The 18,496-nt window shown below is 55.2% G+C and carries 14 protein-coding genes; 8 read left to right on the top strand and 6 right to left on the bottom strand.

What is annotated here, in order from left to right; genetic code table 11:
* Window positions 1–182: 182 nt before the first annotated feature.
* A complete protein-coding gene (locus tag HMPREF9238_RS02110) occupies window positions 183–1,373 on the top strand; it encodes a Fic family protein (protein ID WP_232217587.1) in 1,191 nt (396 codons plus the stop codon).
* A 105-nt stretch (window positions 1,374–1,478) separates the two neighbouring features.
* The gene (locus HMPREF9238_RS02105) at window positions 1,479–2,831 is read left to right on the top strand and encodes a peptidase U32 family protein (protein ID WP_016443790.1); all 1,353 of its coding nucleotides are present in this window, start codon (window positions 1,479–1,481) and stop codon (window positions 2,829–2,831) included.
* A gap of 66 nt (window positions 2,832–2,897) precedes the next feature.
* On the opposite strand, the gene HMPREF9238_RS02100 is transcribed toward HMPREF9238_RS02105, so the two are convergent.
* A complete protein-coding gene (locus HMPREF9238_RS02100) occupies window positions 2,898–4,208 on the bottom strand; it encodes a hypothetical protein (protein ID WP_016443789.1) in 1,311 nt (436 codons plus the stop codon).
* Window positions 4,208–6,745: an FG-GAP repeat domain-containing protein gene (locus HMPREF9238_RS02095; RefSeq protein ID WP_016443788.1), complete on the bottom strand. Its 2,538-nt coding sequence runs from the start codon at window positions 6,743–6,745 to the stop codon at window positions 4,208–4,210. Before HMPREF9238_RS02095 ends, HMPREF9238_RS02100 begins: the two co-directional genes overlap by 1 nt.
* A gap of 202 nt (window positions 6,746–6,947) precedes the next feature.
* Here HMPREF9238_RS02095 and HMPREF9238_RS02090 point away from each other — a divergent pair, with 202 nt between their 5' ends.
* The gene (locus HMPREF9238_RS02090) at window positions 6,948–7,688 is read left to right on the top strand and encodes a trimeric intracellular cation channel family protein (RefSeq protein ID WP_016443787.1); all 741 of its coding nucleotides are present in this window, start codon (window positions 6,948–6,950) and stop codon (window positions 7,686–7,688) included.
* A 2-nt stretch (window positions 7,689–7,690) separates the two neighbouring features.
* On the opposite strand, the gene hemH is transcribed toward HMPREF9238_RS02090, so the two are convergent.
* Both hemH and HMPREF9238_RS08540 read right to left on the bottom strand, forming a co-directional pair.
* Window positions 7,691–8,653 (bottom strand): ferrochelatase, encoded by a 963-nt coding sequence (gene hemH, locus HMPREF9238_RS02085; protein ID WP_040316443.1) that lies wholly within the window; start codon window positions 8,651–8,653, stop codon window positions 7,691–7,693.
* A gap of 67 nt (window positions 8,654–8,720) precedes the next feature.
* The gene (locus HMPREF9238_RS08540; RefSeq protein WP_016443785.1) at window positions 8,721–9,158 is read right to left on the bottom strand and encodes a hypothetical protein; all 438 of its coding nucleotides are present in this window, start codon (window positions 9,156–9,158) and stop codon (window positions 8,721–8,723) included.
* Between the two features lie 203 nt (window positions 9,159–9,361).
* Here HMPREF9238_RS08540 and tig point away from each other — a divergent pair, with 203 nt between their 5' ends.
* From tig to HMPREF9238_RS02055, 5 genes are all read left to right on the top strand, one after another.
* The gene (gene tig / locus HMPREF9238_RS02075) at window positions 9,362–10,711 is read left to right on the top strand and encodes a trigger factor (RefSeq protein WP_016443784.1); all 1,350 of its coding nucleotides are present in this window, start codon (window positions 9,362–9,364) and stop codon (window positions 10,709–10,711) included.
* A gap of 174 nt (window positions 10,712–10,885) precedes the next feature.
* Window positions 10,886–11,482 (top strand): ATP-dependent Clp protease proteolytic subunit, encoded by a 597-nt coding sequence (locus tag HMPREF9238_RS02070; protein ID WP_040316622.1) that lies wholly within the window; start codon window positions 10,886–10,888, stop codon window positions 11,480–11,482.
* Window positions 11,483–11,514: 32 nt separating this feature from the next.
* Complete coding sequence (locus HMPREF9238_RS02065; RefSeq protein WP_040316442.1) at window positions 11,515–12,132, top strand: ATP-dependent Clp protease proteolytic subunit; 618 nt, start codon at window positions 11,515–11,517, stop codon at window positions 12,130–12,132.
* Window positions 12,133–12,231: 99 nt separating this feature from the next.
* Window positions 12,232–13,491, top strand: coding sequence for an ATP-dependent Clp protease ATP-binding subunit ClpX (gene clpX / locus HMPREF9238_RS02060; RefSeq protein ID WP_016443781.1), 1,260 nt, complete (start codon window positions 12,232–12,234; stop codon window positions 13,489–13,491).
* Window positions 13,492–13,514: 23 nt separating this feature from the next.
* Complete coding sequence (locus HMPREF9238_RS02055; protein WP_016443780.1) at window positions 13,515–13,820, top strand: chorismate mutase; 306 nt, start codon at window positions 13,515–13,517, stop codon at window positions 13,818–13,820.
* Between the two features lie 77 nt (window positions 13,821–13,897).
* Here HMPREF9238_RS02055 and HMPREF9238_RS02050 read toward each other — a convergent pair whose 3' ends face one another.
* Together HMPREF9238_RS02050 and valS are read right to left on the bottom strand one after the other, a co-directional pair.
* Entirely contained in the window at window positions 13,898–15,772 is a 1,875-nt protein-coding gene (locus tag HMPREF9238_RS02050; protein ID WP_016443779.1) for an AMP-dependent synthetase/ligase, read from the bottom strand.
* A gap of 9 nt (window positions 15,773–15,781) precedes the next feature.
* Window positions 15,782–18,448 carry a valine--tRNA ligase gene (gene valS, locus HMPREF9238_RS02045; RefSeq protein ID WP_016443778.1) on the bottom strand — a complete coding sequence of 889 codons (2,667 nt, stop codon included), beginning with the start codon at window positions 18,446–18,448 and terminating at the stop codon, window positions 15,782–15,784.
* Window positions 18,449–18,496 lie beyond the last annotated feature (48 nt).

Here is an 18,496-nt window from a genome sequence, read left to right as displayed (position 1 = left end):
GCAAAAAACGCAAATTTTGCAAAATAGGGTTTAGTTGAGCGTATGCTATTTCCTAAAGATCTTGTTCTTTTGAAACTTCAAAAGATGGTCACTGAAGCGTTAGGCATAAGATGATGGGAACCTACAAGTCGCTACGTGTTCTGTTCCATAAGACGAATCTGGACGCTAGCAACGTTGTCAACGTGGAACTCGAAAACCGTCTAAATAGTCCTGCGACCGTAAAGTACCCGTACCACGTTGGAAATAACCCCCTATTCGCTGTTATCACTCGCGACATCTATGAGTTGTCGGAAACCATATGGAAAACCGAGCAGGAAATCCAGAAAGCGTGGAATGTGTTGCCCGGCGTGGCACAAGATCACTATTTCTACACCCTCCTGGTTGAAGAAATACAATCCACAAATGAGATTGAGAATGTTAAATCAACTCGGCGTGAGGTAACTGAGGCGCTCAACGTGGCAATAGATGAGAATATGCCCGGACGGCCGAAGCGCTTTCAAGAAATGGCTAGTACTTTCAAGCTACTCATTGGTGATAGCGGCGTCGAAACGATCACTTTTCCCCAAACGCTGACTGATTTGCGTGCGCTTTACGACCAGCTTCTTGGTGCCGAAGTTTCCAGCGAAGATAAATTGGATGGTAGCCTGTTTCGTCTCGGCGAAGTGCACGTAACAGACGGTTCGAAATCCATACACAAGGGCGTGTTGGGGGAAGAGGAAATTAAGAGTCGGCTAAGCGTTGCGCTTGATGTCAGTAGTGCAGAGAAAAAGCCCATGCTCGTGAATGCCCTGGTCGGTCATTTTATGGTCGAGCATACTCACCCGTTCTACGACGGCAACGGGCGGTTCGGGCGCTTCTTGCTTGCGTTGAATTTGCGGAGCATCCTGTCTGCGCCAACGGCTTTATCTCTTTCTGCAGAGGTTATGCGGCAAAAGAGGAAATACTACAAAGCCTTCCTCCAGGTCGAAGATCCCATGAATATGGGCGAGGTAACGTTCTTTATCAGCGACATGATGGATATATTGCTAGCTGCTCAAATGCGGTTGGTGGAATCATTGCGCATACGGCTGGTGAGCCTTGAGAATCTTTCGCAACGCATCGATGTGATTGATAAGGAGTTCAAGAGCCTTACGCCATATCACCTACAAACATTGTTTATGCTCGGCCAGATTCTTCTATTCGGTCCAAGAAGTGGTGGAAGCCTCGATGAGATATCCAAGTTTCTCCAAAGATCGAAGAGCACCGTGCGTCCGATGCTTAAAGAGTTGACTGAAGCAGGATTGATCGAAGAAGTCAGTAGGCGTCCGCTAGTATTCGCCTTGACACCAAAAGGTGAGGAGTTCTTAGAACTGGAGAAACCTTCCCTCGACTGATCTGATGCGGCTGTAAACACGATTGCCTTGGGATTTGGGAGCGCGCAAGACGGGCCGCCTTGTTGCGTTCTTCGCCTGCCTGCGGTTATCGGTACACTTGGCCACGTGACTGAACTGTTTGAAGGCGTACGCCGCCGCACTCGCCCCGAGGTGCTCGCACCCGCTGGAAACCTAGCCACTCTTAAAACCGCGTTCGATTTTGGAGCAGACGCCGTATATCTAGGTGGTAAAGACTTCGGCATGCGCTCCGCGCCGAAAAACTTCACCCTTGAAGACATCGAACAGGCCGTTGCATACGCGCACGAGCGGGGTGGGCGCGTGTTCGTCACCTGCAATATTTTGCCCAGCTCCGGCGAAGTAGGAGCCATGAACAACTACATGGGCCAGCTAGGAGACATCGGAGTAGACGCCCTCATCGTCACTGACATAGGCGTCCTCATGGCCGCCCGCGAAGTTGCCCCCAACACGGAAGTCCACATCTCCACCCAAGCTGGCGTCACCAACTATCAGGCAGCAAACGCGCTCGCACAACTAGGCGCAAGCCGTGTTGTGCTCGCCCGCGAACTATCCCTCCAAGACATTCGCGAACTACGCAAACACACGCCAAACGAGCTCGAAATCGAAGCATTCGTACACGGCTCCATGTGCATGGCATTTTCAGGCAGGTGCCTCATCTCGCAACACACCACGGGCCGCGACGCCAACCACGGCGACTGCGCCCAATCATGCCGCTACAAATACCACGTCGTTGAAGAACGCCGCCCCGGGGACTTCATCCCCGTTGAAATCACCGACCAAGGCACCTTCCTGTTTAACTCCAACGACATGAACACCATCGAGCACGTGCACGACATCCTCGACGCCGGCATCACCTCCCTCAAAATCGAAGGCCGCGCCAAAAGCGCCTACTACGTTGCCGCGATGACTAACGCCTATAAAACAGCGGTGAACGAATACATGATCCAACGCGGATTCGAAGACGAGGCCGGCAACATCCTCACCCCATTCCACGACCAAATCCACCTGCCCGAAAACCCGCGTCCCGCCCAGCCCATTGAATACCCGAAGTGGCTGGCCGAGGAGCCTTACAAGGTCACGCATCGCACCTATTCCACGGGCTTCTACTACCCAGAAAACCCGGCCAGTGAAGACGTAAATAGGGGTGGCTACATCAACGAATGGGTGCTGGGCGGCATCGTCACAGACTATGACGCAAATGAGCGCAGACTGTACCTGCACTCCAAAAACAAGCTCGCGCCCGGCAAAGAAATGGAAATCCTATTCCCCGGCCGCGCGCCCATTGTAATGAAAGTGCCTGCCGCAGGTCTGCAAGATGACAAAGGTCGCCCCGTTGAAACCATCAACCACCCGGCCCGCACCTTCTCCATGCCCTGCGACATCGAGATACCCAAGGGAGCAATGATTCGTGTGTACGCCCGCCTGTACCACGGGGGATAGGGGGGGCACTACGTCCGGCTGCCCGCTTCGGCGAAAACCCGCAGGCTGAGCTTACGGGGCCGAACCTTACTTTCCTACTTGCCAAACCACCAGGGGCGTTTCTGAATGCTCGGGGAAACCTGGCTTAGCAATCTCCTCGGCGAGTGCGAATGGAACAGAGAAGCCAGGTGTAGAACCTAGATACTGGATCGTATCTGCGGCCAAATCCCACACGTACATATCCCCATTAACGTTGCCAGAGCCGTTACCCCAAACGTATACGCCGTCCGTTAATGACGCGGCCACGCCGTCAGCGCGGGTGTAAACCCAAGACTTGAAAGTGTTGGAGCTGCGGTCGAGCGCGCCCGTCCAAGTGCGCGCAGAGCAACGATCTTGCAGTGTCACAACCAGGCTGTTTGAATCCGCAGCTAGCCACTGAACCTTGAAGTAATCACCAAGCTCGAGCTTCACCGGAGCACTGGAATCGTTCCAACGGATCGTGAACACATCACGGTCGGCGTCCAAACCATTATTCGTAGTGTCTTCAACCCACGCCACCTGCTCGCCAACTGCAACTGGGAGGCGTGCAGGCTTGATTAGTTCAACTTCGGGTGATCCCTCCAACTTGGCTTTTACAACGGCCTGAGTCCAAACGTCATTATCGCGGACGTAGGCTTCCCCAAACACGTGGCTGGATGTCGCCACGGGCGAAAACCACGGGGTAGCGGCGGGAACCGTTGCCTCATCCGTCAATGCCCAGGATGAGGTCACCTCGCGCGCCGTGTTGCCCGCAGGATCGGCTGTCATTAGTCGCCACGCCATCTTTCCTGCAGATGGAGGCTGATTCGGATCAACCAACTGTTCGAGCCAAGCGGCACGTCCATCATTCAAGGAGCCGGCTAGCGCTGCGGGCGACCATGCGCCTGGAAGTTGCTCACTGAGTAGTTCGGTGGCCTCGAATGGCTGGAAAACTCCAGCGCGCCAAATTCCTGCGTTCGAAGCCGGTGCAGGCCGGGCCTCGGGAAGCACCTGCAAACTCGCTACCACGCCGTTAGAACCTGCTCCAATGAATTGCAGGCGCTCCCCGTCAGCGCTACTCGCGGTGAACTTTCCGGACCAGTCTGCAGGGCGGTTAGTGGCAAGATCTTGGATCGTTCCCGAAACAGGGGAGCCATTAACCGCAATGACAGCTTGCGTCAGATCTGCTGGCTTATCCGAGAACTGAGCGCACTCTTGGGGATCGCGAAAGTGCACCTCGCTCATCTGCTGCGAAGCGACTTGGGGAACAGACGGGGTGGGGTTAGCCGGCACGTTCTGGATGTTGCTATCAACTGACGAGGTGCACCCAGCCAGGAGCAATGCAGCCGTGAAAGCGTAGGGGAGAATACTTCGTTTCATCAGTACACCATGCCGTGCCCGCCACCGCCGTAGTTCCCCAGGAAGTTGTTTCCAAACCGAACGGCGTTGCTGTAATCAAAGTAGCGATTAGCGGAATATCCAGTAATCGCAGATCCCGGACCGCCCGGATCCACAAAACCAACCGTTCCATCCGAGTTGTACCTGTATGCAACCACGATGTGTGAAGATGTCCCCACATGACCGTTGTAATGTGGGCCCCCATAGTTCTCAATCGTATCTACAAGCACGGGGCGACCCGTGTAGAAGGAGTTCTTCACTTTAGCGTCAAAATCGCGTCCGGATGGGAACGTCCACTGTTGATAATCATTGGTTCCGCGCCAACGGTTTAGGCCGATAGACAACCGTTTGCCTTCCCATGAAGTGCCCCCGGTGTAACCAGAACCCACATTCGCGTACGAGGGCCCGGCTAGATTCCACACCGTTAAAGGCTTGCCATCGTACCTTGAGTTTCCTGCGTCCATGTACCGAAGCGTCATATACATCGTGGTTGGGCCACAGGTTGAATCATCGGGCTGGCCCGTCCAACTGATTGGATGAGTCAACCAGGATCCGTTCACTTGCACCTTGGGTGCATAACCAATCGGCTTGGAAAAGCCACGGTTCGCGCCCCTATATGTTGCGGTGTACAAGTAGAGCGTTCCATCTTCATGCACTGCATACACTTGCTTAGAGGAGGGGGAGAAAGCCCCTGGATGCAAAGAACGCATACGGTGCCAACCCCAACCTATAACCTGGGGTTCGCCAAAACCGCCCGCCGATAGCTGCGGTAGCAGAACCAGGTTGCCATCGCTACGGATTACCAGAAGGTCGCTCCTGCCATTATTATCCCAATCATCACTGGCATAGGCGCGGGGCATATCCGAAGCTATAGACGCGGGGATTGTGGTTGGAACAACTGAGTAGAACCTGCCTTTCCCATTCGATGTAGACACGCCCACAGTGCCATCAGGATTGCGAACGTAGATAGCTGGGGATCCTCCTGGACCTTGCCGAACTAGCCACATGTGGGTGAAGTTTTGCCAGCCGTAGCCAATAACGTGCGACGAGCTGAACCCGCCTCGGCCGGACCCAGGATAAAGAAGCAACTTGCCAGAGGCCGTACGGGCAATCACATCGGGGGTGCCATCCCCATCTGCATCAACACCGGACAATACTGTCAGAGAGCCCCAACCCCAACCTATCTGGGGATAGGGTGAGCGGAATCCCCCTGTGCCGCTCCCGCGGTAGAAGATGAAAGCGCCGTCACCCTTAATGATGCCGAGGTCAGGATTGCCATCGCGATCAAAATCGCCAAGTCCATATACGCCAGAACCTGGCCAACCACTGCCGGCCCGTTTGCTAGCAGAGAAGGAAATGTCTCGCGAACGCGTAGATGGCGCTGACTCCTGATTGGCTGGCTTTACTTTGCGTGTCAACGGATACTGCAAGAAATCGCGATCAGAATTAACCACATCAAGATAGCCTGACGCGCCCGACGAGAACCCGTTAATCGCTGCGTATTTAAGAGGTGAACCGTTCAGCTTAATAGGCTCCATAGAGGAGAAAGATTTGAAATCGGTTGTCGAGAATACCTCTAAATTCGAGCCGTTCGCCCTCGTCAGCGTTGAATATCCAGTTCCGGCTAGATTGCCCGCATTGAAAGTATCCGCAGTAATCCCTCCCGGCAGTTCGACCGTATACGGGGTGCCCCATGTTCCAGACCCATTAGTTGGGTAAACCCAAGTAGTGTCACCACGTTGACCAATCAGAGCAGGGTTGCCGCCCGGACCTTTCGGTACCAGCACAACTGACTGAAATGCGTGCCAGCCGTAGCCAATTATCTTACTGTTCTTGAAGCCGCCCGCGCCGTTACCTCGGTAAAGGTAGAGGTCTGCATCGTGACGGATCGCAAGAATGTCCGTGGATCCGTCGCCATCAAAATCTACACCCGTCATTAGGATTCGCATATGGTTCCAGCCATGGCCAATCTTGCGCGTGCCGTTAAACCAGGTGGATTCTGTGCGCGGGTAAAAGTGGAGGTCACCGTTAGGTCGAACCAGAAACACGTCGTCGGCGCCGTAGCGATCAAAGTTCCCCGCGTTGTAAATCGAGCCGTTCCAACCATGCCCAATCCGGCGCGCCGGCCCAATCTGCCAGCTCCTTGAGCTTTCAGGCGCGCCCACCGCCTCGGGTACTTCCTCGTCAGAAAGTTCTAGATCACCACCTGACAACTCTTCCTCATCGTCGATAAGAGCAGTCTTGTCGTCTTCTATGGGCGCGTCTTCACCCGACGAGGTCGAGGTTGTAACCGGATCGAGAGAATCTAGGTCGGGTTCGGAGGGGGCGATTGGCTCAGGAAGTTCAGGCGAATCTTCCGGGGCTGAAATAGAGTCATCGTCACTGGTTGGGGCCAAACTGTCCGTACTGGCACTGACTTCGGATTCCCCTACTGAATCTTCAGCCCACGCCACCTCTTGTATTCCCAGGAAAGACAAGGCCACGCCAAAAGACAGGGCCAGGCCTAAAACGCGCCGCATAACGAACCTTTTCGAGTGCAAAATTGCTGTGGATAGATAGATTCGATTGTATGCCAAGCAAGAAACAGAGATTGGGAAAGGCACGAAAGATACAAAACGAAAGTGCACATCCCGACTATTAGACGTATGTGGCTGAGAAATTCATTTGCACTAAGATGGCCATGTACAGATTGGGCGTGGCTGTCATGGTTAAGGGGCACGTGTGGATCCATATCTCGTTTTTCGCGTTGTTGACCTCGTCGGCGTACTCGGAAATGGGCTCCTTGGAGGCGTTCTTGCGCGCACCAAAAACTATGACCTGATCGGTTTCCTGTTCCTTGCCATATCATCTGCGCTCGGGGGCGGCATGATCCGCGATGTCCTTCTCCAACAAGGATTCCCCGTCGCTCTGACCGACCCCTACTACCTCGCGGTTGCAGTGCTCGCGGCCGTTGCCGCTTACATTTTTCCGTTCAGATCGCGCTTTGCCGTAGCCTCAATCGCGGTGTTCGATGTCCTCGCCTTGGGCTGCTGGTCTGCAACCGGCGCTTCCAAGGCACTATTTGCCGGCCTAAACTGGACGCCCGCAATCCTTCTTGGTGTCATCACCGCAACAGGTGGGGGAGTGATCCGTGATTTGCTGGCCCGGCGCCAGCCCCTCATCTTCGGGGGCGCGCCCCTTTACGCCACCTGGTCAATCGTTGCCAGCCTGCTCATGGTCATCATGCAGACCTCCGGACACTACAATCTGGGGATGGCACTAGCGATCATCTTCTCTACTGTGTTTGGCCTCGTTGCGCGCCGCTTCAAATGGATCCTGCCTGGCGCCGTCACGCTTGGCTTGCGGAGCGTGCGTTTCCGCTCCCTCCTGTTTCGTCGCCGCCCAACGCGAGTGCATCGCGACGCGCAAGCCGCACCGGATGCGCCCGTGGCGCCTCCAACCTCGCCCGCAAAAGAAAACTAGAACTATTCGCCCAACAGATCCTTCACGATGTCCACAATCACCGGATCATCATTGATAGGAGCCACCCGCTGGTAATGCTTGCCGCCAGCTTCCTTGAATGCATCCTGATTGAGCACGTCCAGCTCGTCAACAGTCTCGATACAATCGGAAACAAACGCGGGACTAGCAACCAAAACCGACGTGACGCCGCGGTCTGGCAGACTTGCCATCGTGTCGATAGTAGCCGGCCTAAGCCACTTTCCCGGCCCGAATTTAGACTGGAACGTAGTCAAAACAGGTGTGTCAACACCGAGTTTGCGTAGCTGCGTTTCGATAGCCGAGGAAGTAGCGAGACACTCTTGCCGGTAACCCTCCGGCTTGTGAGCCGCTCTCTGGGGCACCCCGTGGTAAGACAGTAAAATCATCTGCGGAGCAGGGATATCGCTGTGAACCCGTTGCGCAATCTGCTTGGCGTGCCAGTTCACGTAATCGGGCTGAGTAGGCCACTTGCCGATAATCCGCAAATGTGGGTGATGCTGCTGGTTGCGGTAATAATCCATTACCTGATCCACCACTGCGCCACTAGAAGACGGCGTCGTTTGAGCGTACAGGGGGAGCACGGTGATGTCGTCCACGCCCTCATTTTCAAACTCCTGCAGGGCCGAATCGATTGAAGGACTGGTGTACGTCATCGCGTACTTCACGTTCCAGTTTGGCAGAGCCTCTTGAAGCAACTGATGCTGACGCTTTGTATGAACCACCAGAGGCGAGCCTTCCGGCGTCCAAATCGTTTTGTAGATTGCCCCTGACTTGCGTGGCCGCACTCGTAGCACGATGCCATGCAGGATCGGTAACCACACCACGCGCGGGAAATCAACCACGCGCGGGTCGCTGAGGAACTTTGCAAGAAAAGCTCGCACATCGCTTGGGGCTGGGCTGTCCGGAGAGCCTAAATTCACAATCAAAAGTCCGCGCACACGCCACATCCTACAGGAAAGCCAAGGCGGCAACGAGATGGGACTGCCAGGCAGCGCATCGCATGATTGGGCACGGCTAAGACTCTTGTGGAATCCGGGGAAGTTGCTCGTAAGCCACCTGCACATCAGAACCGTGCAAGACACCCTCGTACAGAGACTCCGTGCCAGCTTGAATTCCGTCAGCCACGTCCTCGCCAGCGGACCACAGCTCCAGCACAACACGATCGCCCCGGTCACAAACCAAGCAAACCGCCCAGCCGCCAGCGCCCCACGTTGATTCTTCAAAAGCCAACAGCGTACCCAACCAGCTATGAACTAAATCGGGAAGCGAGGAGTCCTCACCCTCCTCATCAGCAGGTCGCAAGGTTATGCGTAGCCGCGCCTCCGAGCCGTCATTGTGCGGCGGGTTCGTCCACAACCAGTCATAATCCGGCTCGTACAGGCGCTCATCATCAGGAAAACCAAAATCTTCATCAGCGCAAACGTCATCATGGTCATCAGCTTCAAAAGTCATACAAAAATGCTACGTCATTGCTTTACAGCAACAAGCGCTGACGAAAAACAAAAATCGCCTGCACCAAACCTCGCACATACATGCAGTAAGTCACCTTTTACGCATTGTGGTTCCGCAAAACTTGTTGCCTTGACGTAGTATTTACGTGTTGTAATTGGCCAAGTAGGCCGTCAGAGTCTAGATATACGTTGGAGTGCGTTTACGTGAAGAGCACTGTCGAGAATCTTGAACCCACCAAGGTGAAAGTTACCGTTGAGGTTCCCTACGAAGACCTCAAGAAAGATATGGACGCGGCCTACCGCGACATCGCGAAGAATGTTGACATCCCCGGCTTCCGCCGCGGCAAGGTGCCAGCGCGCGTCATCGATCAGCGTTTTGGTCGCGTGGCCGTAATCGAGCAGGTAATCAACGACGTCCTACCGCGCCTCTATGGCCAGGTTGTTGCCGAGAATGAGCTTCGCGTTATGGCCCAGCCGGACGTTGAAGTTACCGAAATCCCGAACGCTACCGGCGCCCCCGGCGGGCAACTCACGTTCGTAGCTGAAGTTCCGGTTATCGCCCCGTTCGAACTGCCCTCGCTTGACGACGTCGAACTTGAAGTAGACACCATCGAGGTCACCGAGGAGGACGTGGAGAGTGAACTCGAAGAGCTCCGCACTCGGTTCGCCACCCTCAAGCCCATCAAGCGCAAGGCTAAGAAGGGTGACTTCGCAACCATCAACATGGTTGCTAAAATCGGTGATGAAGAGATTGACTCCGTCTCGGATGTCTCCTACGAGATCGGCTCCAAGTCCATGCTTGAAGGCATGGACAAGGCCCTAACCGGTATGAAGGCCGACGAAGAAACTACGTTCACCACCAAGCTTGCCGGTGGCGAGCATGCCGGTGAAGAGGCTGAAGTAACCATTAACGTCACCGCCATGAAGGCCCGTGAACTACCCAAGGCTGATGATGACTTCGCCCAGATGGTTTCCGAATTCGACACCATTGACGAGTTGCGCGAAGACCTTAAGACTCAGGCGGGCACCCGCAAGCGCGCGGATCAGGCCCTACAGGCACGCGACCGCCTCCTCGACCACATCATCGACGTTGTGAAGCTCGAACTTCCTGAGTCGGTTGTTGAAGAGCAGGCCAAGCACGGCCTTGAAGAAGGCGCTTCCGCAAAGAAGAAGAAAGAAGCTAAGGAAAACGCGATCCGTCGCATCAGCGAGCAGGTTGTGCTGGAAGAACTCGCAGCTGAGGTTAAGCCGAACATCGGCCAGCAGGAGCTGTTTGACTTCATGATGCAGACCGCCCAGATGAACGGCATGGACGCAAGCCAGATGTTCTCTGACCAAGGTCAAATTCAGTTCATGGTCGCCGAGCTCACCCGCACGAAGGCACTTGCCCTCACGCTTGGTAAGGTTGCCGTGAAGGATACCGAAGGCGAGGCCGTTGACCTCTCCGAGTTCACGCGCGATCCGTCCGCCGAGGAATTTGCCGAGGCCGTAGCTGATGAAGTAGACGAGTCGGCGTCCTCCGCCTCTTCTGCATCGGCAGAGTCTGCCGAATAAGAACACTAGTTTGAGGGCTTGGAACACCTGTTCCAGGCCCTCAAAATGTTTATTAATCGCCATCAGCGAAAAACAGGCTCCGGCGAAGAAAATGCGCGCGAGTCCTACTAAGCTGAAGAAAGCTCAAGACAAGAAGTAGGAGAAGTAATGACCACCACTTCAACGGGCGTCAGCATGGACCTAGATACCAAGCCCGCCGCGATGGGAGATGCCGTGTACGGGCGTCTGCTAAAAGAACGCATCATCTGGCTGGGTGGGCCGGTAACCGATGAGAGTGCCAACCAGATTTGCGCGCAAATGCTACTACTCGCGGCTGAAGACCCAGAAAAGCCTATCTACCTGTACATCAACAGCCCCGGCGGCTCAGTGACGGCAGGCATGGCTATTTACGACACAATGCAGTTCATCCAGCCTGACGTTGTCACCGTTGCTATGGGTATTGCTGCTTCCATGGGTCAGTTCCTCCTCACCGCAGGCACACCCGGCAAGCGTTTTGCAACCCCGCACGCACGAATCCTCATGCACCAGCCCTCCGGTGGCGTGGGCGGCACCGCTGCAGACATCCGCATTAATGCTGACCTCATCCTCAAAATGAAGCGCGAACTTGCCGAAATCACGGCCGAGCGCACCGGCAAGAGCGTTGAACAAATCAACCTAGATGCAGACCGCGACCGCTGGTACACCGCCGAAGAAGCCCGCGAATATGGGTTCTTTGACCACATCGTTACCAATGCCTCAACCGTGTCCGGCACTGAAAACGCAGGCGTCTAGGAGGAAACGTGAGAACACCATTTGAAGCAACCATGAACAACCAAATGCCTAGTGCCCGCTACGTCCTGCCGCAGTTCGAAGAGCGCACAGCCTACGGGTTCAAACGTCAAGACCCGTACGGCAAGCTATTTGAAGACCGCATCGTGTTCTTGGGCGTGCAGGTAGATGACGCCTCCGCTGACGACGTTATGGCCCAGCTTCTCGTCCTTGAATCGCAAGACCCGGACTCGTTGATCACCATGTACATCAACAGCCCCGGCGGATCCTTCACGGCCATGACCGCAATCTACGACACGATGCAGTACATTAAGCCGCAGATCCAAACCGTGTGCCTCGGTCAAGCAGCATCGGCTGCGGCTGTTCTTCTGGCTGGAGGAACGCCCGGTAAACGCCTGGCGCTACCCAACGCGCGTGTGCTCATTCACCAGCCCGCCATGCAGGGCATGCAGGGGCAAGCCTCCGATATCGAAATCGTGGCAGAAGAAATCGACCGCATGCGCACCTGGTTGGAAGATACCCTAGCTAAGCATTCTGGTCGCACGCCCGAACAGGTCCGTCGCGACATCGACCGTGACAAGATCCTCACGGCACAAGATGCCCTCGAATACGGACTAATCGACCAGGTGCTCACCTCGCGTAAAGGCAACTAGTCTGCGCGTCTGCTCGCAGCTACGCCCAACCTCTTCTAAAGTAAAATCGTTGGGTGTAGCTTTATTTCGGCATAAAGTGCCAACAAAGGGGGATCATCCTTGACGCGCTTCACGGATTCAACGGAACTGCTCAAATGCTCATTCTGTGGAAAGAGCCAGAAACAGGTCGTCAAACTAATCGGCGGGCCTGGCGTTTACATCTGCAATGAATGCGTAGACCTGTGCTCCGACCTCATCCAAGAAGAAGTTCAAGAAACTAAACAGGCTGAACTAACCCAGCCGCCGCGCCCCCAAGAAATCTACGATTTTCTCAACGACTACGTCATCTCCCAAGATAAAGCTAAGCGCGCCCTCGCCGTTGCCGTGTACAACCACTACAAGCGCTTACACGCCTCCATGCGTACAGGTGAGCCGCTCGACATGGAGATGACCAAGTCCAACATCCTCCTACTTGGCCCTACGGGAACAGGTAAAACCCATCTTGCGCGTTCTCTTGCGAAGCTGTTGTCCGTACCATTCGTCATCGTTGACGCAACCGCTTTGACCGAAGCCGGATACGTTGGCGAGGACGTTGAAAACATCCTCCTTAAACTAATTCAGGCGGCTGGGGAGGACATCGAAAAAGCCCAGCGCGGCATCATCTACATTGACGAAATTGACAAGATCGGGCGGAAAGCGGAAAACGCCTCCATCACCAGGGATGTGTCTGGCGAGGGCGTGCAACAGGCCCTCCTGAAGATCATTGAAGGTACCGTCGCGTCCGTGCCACCGCAGGGTGGCCGCAAACACCCGCACCAGCAGTTCCTAGAAATCGACACCTCCGGCATCCTATTCATTGCTGCGGGAGCTTTTGCCGGCCTGGACGACATCGTCAAAGCCCGTCTGGGTAAACGCACCACGGGTTTTGGATCCGACCTCAAGTCCGCCTCCGAGTACGGCGACCTGTATGAGCAAGTCACCCCGGAAGACCTGCACAAGTTCGGTATGATCCCGGAGTTTATCGGGCGTTTGCCCGTGGTTACCTCTACAAAACAGCTGGACGAAACCGATCTCATCAAAGTGCTAACCGAACCTAAGAACTCTCTGGTTCGCCAATACCAGCATCTGTTTGACCTGGATGATGTGAAACTAGAGTTCACCAACGAGGCACTACATGAGATCGCGAAGCTCGCTAACGAGCGGGGGACCGGTGCTCGTGCGCTGTCCTCAATCCTCGAAAAAACGCTTTCGGACATCATGTTCGAAGTCCCATCGATGCCTCACGTAGGCCAGGTAACCGTGACGTCCGCAGTTGTTACCGAGGGAGCGGATCCTGATTACGGGCCGCGCCAGTACTCCGAGAAGAGCCAAAGCGCATAAGGCCCTCCTAGCGAAGGACAGACATGAGCGAAATCCCTGAAGAACTCGTGCAAGCTCGCGCCACGATCGATAACATTGACGCCGCCCTCGTTCATATTCTCGCTGAACGATTCCGCTGCACCCAGGCCGTAGGCCATATCAAAGCCCAGTACGATCTGCCGCCTGCGGATCCTGCGCGGGAGAAGGAACAGGTTAAGCGCTTGCGTGCCCTCGCTGAAGAATCCGGACTGGATCCTGTTTTCGCGGAGAAGTTCCTTCACTTCATAGTTACCGAAGTAATCCGACATCACGAGGACATCAAGCTGGGATACGAGATCCGAAACCAGTAGTCCGCGCAGCGCTGAGCATTAGATAAATAAAGCAGTGGCGAGCACAAAAGTGCTCGCCACAACTGTTTTAGGGACGACTATTCGCCTGCTTCGCGTACGGGGCCGCCGTAGATCTCGTCGATTTCGTCCTTAAACGCTTCCAGAACAACGGGACGCTTGACCTTCATGGACGGCGTCAGCATACCGTTGGCCTCGGTAAAGTCGGTAGATAAAACCTTGAACTTACGGATTGACTCGGCTCGGGATACAGCCTTGTTTGCGCGTTCAACCGCACGGTTTAGCGCCGCAAGAACCTCCGGATGATTCATTGCCTCCGAGACCGTCATCGCAGGTAGATTGTGATTCTTCAACCAGCCTGGAAGCATCTCCGCATCCAAAGTTATGAGCGCGGCCACAAATGGGCGAAGGTCGCCAACCACAACCACCTGCGAGATCAGCGGGTGTCCACGCAGCTTATCTTCTAAAACGGTGGGTACAACGTTCTTGCCGCCAGCGGTAACAATGATTTCCTTCTGGCGCCCGCTGATAGTCACGTAACCGTCACGGTCCAGGGAACCGATATCGCCGGTGTGGAACCAGCCATCCTCGTCGAACGCTGCCGCCGTTTCCTCAGGCATGTTGTGATAGTGAGAGAAAATGGTTGGGCCCTTGATAAGGATTTCACCCGTATCTGAAATGCGCACACCCACGGTCGCAACCGGTGGCCCAACCGTGCCAATCTTTGAAATGGTAGGTGTGTTAACCGCCATCGGGCCAAGCGTTTCCGTTAGGCCGTACCCTTCGAGAACGATGATTCCGATGCCCCGGAAGAAGTGCCCAAGCTTTTCGCCCAGGGGGCCACCACCAGAAACTATGTACTTGCAATTGCCTCCCAGAAGCGCCCGAATCTTTCGGTAGACCATGGCATCAGCTACCTGGTGTTGGGCCGTAAGGATCCGCGATGGGCCCAGCTTGGTGTCAAGAGCCTTAGAGTACTGGACTGCGATCTTCACAGCCCAGCGGAACGTCTTGAGGGCAACACCACTGCCAGCTGCCGCGTCTGCCGAGTTATAGATCTTTTCGAGCACGCGGGGGACTGCAAGCAGGTAAGTGGGTTTGAAGCTTTCCAAATCAGAAAGCAAGTTGCGCGTGTTAGGCGTGTGTGCCATGAGGCCATGGCCTGTAATTTGGAAAACTTCCAGCATGCGCGCATACACGTGCGCCAGTGGCAAGAACAGCAACAGTCTTGAAGAGCGTGGGTAGGCTACGTCCGGCATCCACTTGTGACCGTTCTTGACCAGGGTCACGAAGTTTCCGTGCGTTAAAACGGTTCCCTTCGGCTTGCCCGTTGTGCCAGACGTGTACACAATCGAGGCCGGCTTGTGGATGTTTAGTCCGGCGATTCGAGAGTCAACCTCTGCTTCATCTACGCCTGCTCCGGCTTCTGTGATCCGCATGATCGCCGAGTTGTCGAATGAGAAAATCTGGATAGAACTGTCGAGAGTTGCTCGAGCTGCCTGCACCAGCTGGGCCATAACCATCGTTTCCGTAACGACCATCTTCACATCAGAATCTTCCAAGATGTATTTAATCTGGTCTACCGAAGACGTCTCATAGATGGGGACCACCACTAGCCCAGCACTCCAGGAGGCAAAATCGACAAGCGTCCATTCGTATCGCGTGTGCGACATGATAGAAATTGTGTCGCCCGGCTGCAGGCCAAGGCCAATGAGGCCCCTAGCAACGAGGTTTACTTCGTCCAAGAAATCCTGCGCGGACATCTCTCGCCATGTCGAACCCATCTGTGCCTTGCGGGCGATCATTGCCTCGCGCGGATCCCGTTTGACGCGCTCGCGGAACATCGAGGGAACGGACTCGTGTTCTTCGATCTTGACCAGCACGGGCGCGTGCCATTCCAACACTTCCGGCGCGGAATCCTGCGCGGGCTTGCGGTTCTTGCTCTCAGTACTCATACGATCACCTTAGTTTCGCGGTTTGCGAGCAGGGGGTTCCCCAAGCTCGTAATCGACCACCGCAACCTCGTCTTCTGCTGACGGGCGAATAACAAACTTACCTTCAATGTGGGTCACGAGTGACAGATCCTCGCGCGTCAGTTCAAGCAAATCAACCATTCCGGCTGGAACCTCAAGAGTTGCATGCAAGAACGGGGTGCGCGGCGAAACCTTGTTCTCGGATTTCACACGGCGAAGCTTAACTAGGGCCTCCGAGGTGGCTTCCAAAATGCTCGGGTTGCCATCAACGTTTTGCAGGTCGAGCGGGCTTGGCCACTGCGCGTTGTGGACGGAACCGGGACGGTACCAAGACCAGACCTCTTCGGCTGCGAACGGCAGGAACGGAGCGAATAGGCGTACAACCGTATCAACAGTGATAGCGAGGGCAGAGCGGGCAGACATCGCCTGACTCGGCGTCCACTTACCATCACGGTTGTATGCGCGTTCTTTCACGAGCTCCAAGTAGTCGTCGCAGAATGTCCAGAAGAACTTCTCAGTGACTTCCAGTGCACGCGTGTGATCGTACTTTTCCATCGCCTCGGTAGCAGTCTTTACAACCTCGTATAGCTGCGCTAACACTGCGCGATCCAGGTTTTCTGTCACGTTCAGCGGGTGCAGATCAAGATCCGCGCCCTGGCCCATCGTCAGCGCAAACTTCGAAGCATTCAAGAGTTTGATGGCAAGGCGACGGCCAATCTTCATTTGTCCCTCGTCAAACGCTGCGTCGGTGCCAAGGCGAGCCGATGCTGCCCAGTAGCGCACCGCATCTGAGCCGTGCTTATCCAACAGTCCCATGGGTGTGACTACGTTGCCCTTAGACTTGGACATCTTCTTGCGATCCGGGTCAAGAATCCAGCCCGAAATCGCGGCGTGCTTCCACGGCAAGCCATCGAACTCAAGATGTGCGCGAAGCAGGGTGGAAAACAGCCAAGTACGAATGATGTCCTGTCCCTGCGGGCGCAGATCCATCGGGTATACCTGCTCGAACAACTCATCGTCAAAAAGCCAGCCGCCAGCAACCTGGGGGCTGAGTGATGAAGTTGCCCACGTGTCCATGATGTCTACTTCAGCGGCGAAACCGCCCGGCTGGTTCCGGTGGCTTTCCTCGTAGCCTTCGGGCACGTCAATCGTGGGATCAATCGGCAAACGAGCTTCATTTGGAACCAGTACGTCGTCGTAGTGTACGTGTCCGTCCTTGTCAATGCGGTACCAAATCGGCAGCGGCACGCCAAAGAAGCGTTGGCGCGAAATCAGCCAGTCAGAATTGAGGCCCTGCACCCAGTTGTCGTAGCGCACGCGCATGAAATCGGGGTGGAAGGCAAGCTCTTCGCCCCGCTCAAGTAGTTCGGTATTCAAGTTCGCTTTAGCGCCAGGGCGGGTGAAATCCTTGCCACCATTACGGATGTACCACTGTCTGGACGTTACGATCTCAAGCGGTTTGTCACCCTTTTCGAAGAAGTTAGTGTTACGCATGGTTGGTTCGGGATTGCCGATCATCTCGCCCGTATCCGCAAGATGCTTCACAATTACCTCCCGCGCTGAGAAGGTAGTTTTGCCCTCAATTTCGCGGAACAGCTGTGCGCCATCCTCGTCCACGATCCACTCGGGAACACCAACTTGAATGCGTCCGTCCTTTTCCAGAATCGAACGCATTGGCAGGTCTAGCTCACGCCACCACTGCACGTCCACGAGGTCGCCGAACGTACAGCACATTGCGATACCCGAACCTTTGTCCATTTCAGCCATTGGGTGGGGCAGAACGGGAACTTCAACGTTGAAGCCGGGGGACTTCACGGTAGTGCCAAACAGGCCGGCGTAACGCTCATCATCAGGGTGTGCGATCAGCGCAACACATGCGGGCAGAAGCTCGGGACGGGTGGTCTCAATAACTACGTTGCCATCCTTACCGTGGAATGCGAACGAGTGGAAGAATCCGGGGTACTCGCGCGCCTCCAACTCGGCCTGTGCCACAGCGGTCTGGAACGTCACGTCCCATAGTCCCGGAGCTTCCGCCTGGTATGCTTCTCCACGCGCAAGGTTGCGCAAGAATCCAGCCTGCGCAACGCGCTGCGCGCGCTCGCCAATAGTTTGGTAATTGTGCTCCCAGTCAACGGAAAGGCCAAGCCGGCGCCACAGCTGTTCAAAACCCTTCTCGTCCTGTGCCGTGAGTTTCAGGCACAGCTCAATGAAGTTCTTTCGCGAGATAGGTACCTGGTCGCGGTTTTTCACCGATTTCGCATTGCCCTCAAATGGCGGCTTAAAATCCGGGTCATAGGGGAGTGAAGGATCGCAACGAACCCCGTAATAGTTCTGTACGCGACGCTCAGTGGGCAGACCGTTGTCATCCCAACCCATTGGGTAAAACACGTTCTTGCCGCGCATACGCTGATAGCGCGCAATCGTATCGGTGTGGGTGTAGGAGAACACGTGACCTACGTGCAATGACCCCGAAACCGTGGGCGGGGGAGTATCAATCGAGTAAACCTCTTTACGGGTGGTATCGCGATCGAACGCGTAAACGTCACGTTCATCCCACTTGGTCATCCATTTTTCTTCGAGGCCGTCAGCGCTCACGCGTTCCGGAACAACCGGTGCTGGCAGCTTGTTGTGTCCGGCATCTTGCGTAGTTGGTGACATGCTTTAGTCTCCTGGTGAATACGATAAATAGACAGGCTTAAGCGTCTG

This window comes from Gleimia europaea ACS-120-V-Col10b (assembly GCF_000411155.1).
GTDB lineage: Bacteria > Actinomycetota > Actinomycetes > Actinomycetales > Actinomycetaceae > Gleimia > Gleimia europaea_B.
This window is presented reverse-complemented; position numbering and strand designations above follow the sequence as displayed.

Excerpts from the sequence above, each read along its gene's own strand:
- HMPREF9238_RS02100 (WP_016443789.1), bottom strand. The coding sequence starts at position 4,208 with ATGAAACGAAGTATTCTCCCCTACGCTTTCACGGCTGCATTGCTCCTG.
- HMPREF9238_RS02055 (WP_016443780.1), top strand. The coding sequence starts at position 13,515 with ATGAGCGAAATCCCTGAAGAACTCGTGCAAGCTCGCGCCACGATCGAT.
- HMPREF9238_RS02050 (WP_016443779.1), bottom strand. The coding sequence starts at position 15,772 with ATGAGTACTGAGAGCAAGAACCGCAAGCCCGCGCAGGATTCCGCGCCG.
- HMPREF9238_RS02070 (WP_040316622.1), top strand. The coding sequence starts at position 10,886 with ATGGACCTAGATACCAAGCCCGCCGCGATGGGAGATGCCGTGTACGGG.
- valS (WP_016443778.1), bottom strand. The coding sequence starts at position 18,448 with ATGTCACCAACTACGCAAGATGCCGGACACAACAAGCTGCCAGCACCG.
- HMPREF9238_RS08540 (WP_016443785.1), bottom strand. The coding sequence starts at position 9,158 with ATGACTTTTGAAGCTGATGACCATGATGACGTTTGCGCTGATGAAGAT.
- HMPREF9238_RS02095 (WP_016443788.1), bottom strand. The coding sequence starts at position 6,745 with ATGCGGCGCGTTTTAGGCCTGGCCCTGTCTTTTGGCGTGGCCTTGTCT.
- HMPREF9238_RS02065 (WP_040316442.1), top strand. The coding sequence starts at position 11,515 with ATGAACAACCAAATGCCTAGTGCCCGCTACGTCCTGCCGCAGTTCGAA.
- hemH (WP_040316443.1), bottom strand. The coding sequence starts at position 8,653 with ATGTGGCGTGTGCGCGGACTTTTGATTGTGAATTTAGGCTCTCCGGAC.